This is a genomic window from Pyrinomonas methylaliphatogenes, assembly GCF_000820845.2.
Taxonomy (GTDB): domain Bacteria; phylum Acidobacteriota; class Blastocatellia; order Pyrinomonadales; family Pyrinomonadaceae; genus Pyrinomonas; species Pyrinomonas methylaliphatogenes.
Window position 1 is genome coordinate 1 of record NZ_CBXV010000018.1, and the last position, 1310, is coordinate 1310.

General features: G+C 58.3%; 1 protein-coding gene. It reads left to right on the forward strand.

Annotated elements, in window-relative coordinates:
• Positions 1 to 1310, forward strand: a 1310-nt coding sequence (locus PYK22_RS16125) for an RHS repeat domain-containing protein (protein WP_041979526.1), incomplete at both ends; no start/stop codon positions are given.

The window sequence follows — 1310 nt, forward strand, 5'->3', positions numbered from 1 at the left end:
CATCGAATCCGGCGGAGATCAACGACAGTTGGCAGCCTGTTGGCGACGATGCTGGTGATTGGCAGTGGACGAAGCAGGAGTACGATTGGCAGGGGCGGGTGACGCTGACGATCAATCCTGATGGGAGCACACGTGAGTTAAGTTACACTGGCTGCGGGTGCGCAGGCGGTGAAGTGATTACGAGCAGAGATGAACGAGGTCGAAGGAAGCGGCTCTACAAGGATGTGTTGGGCAGACTCACCAGAGTTGAAGAACTCAACTGGGACGGGAGCGTCTATGCGACAGCCTGGTACAGCTACAACGGGCGTGATCAGCTTGTGCAGATCAATCACGAGGGGCAGGTGCGGACGTTCGAGTATGATGGGCATGGGCGGTTGTGGAGAAGGACCACTCCTGAACAAGGGCAGACGATCTATAGCTACAATGCGGATGATACGGTGAACACGATCACTGATGCACGTGGAGCGAGTCAGACGTTTCAGTACAACGGGCGGCACTTGGTGACGGCGATCAACTATGGCGTTCCACAAGGAGTGGCTCCCACTGCGAACGTGCAGTATGGGTATGATGAAGGAGGGAATCGGGTGTGGATGGAGGACGGGATGGGGCGGGTGGATTACGAGTACGATGTGTTGGGGCGGTTGGTGGCGGAGACGCGGTATTTCAATGAGTTAGGGCAATCTTACAGGCTCACGTACCAGTACGATTTAGCAGGGGAGTTGACGCAGGTGACGAATCCGTGGGGTGTGGTGGTAGGCTACACCAGAGATCAGACCGGCCAGGTGACGGCCATCACCGGAGCCGGTTACGCAGGGGTGACCGTATATGCGCAGGGGATCAGGTATCGAGCCTTTGGGGCGGTGAAGCAGGTGACGTATGGCAACGGGCGACAACAGAGCGTCGCGTATGACAACAGGCTTCGTGTGAGCAGATGGGAAGTGGTTGGGGTGTTAGGGTGGGAGTATGGGTATGATGATTTTGGTGAGCGGAGTGGGCGGGTGACGTTTGCGCGGAACCTGTACGACAACAGATTGGATCGGAGTTGGGAGTACGATCAGGTGGGGCGGTTGCAGCATGCGTACAGTGGGGAGGAGGCGCGAGCGCACGTTGGGCGAGGTGAGTGGGGGAGTCCGACCGGGCCGTATGCGCATAGCTATGAGTATGACGTGTGGGGGAACATGGTGAGGCGTGTCGGGTGGGGCGGCTGGGCAGGGGCCTTCAGTGTGAGTTACGTTGGGAATCGGGTCGTTGGGTTAGGGTACGATGGAGCAGGGGACTTGGTGGACGACGGGCGGCAGCAGTATGGGTAT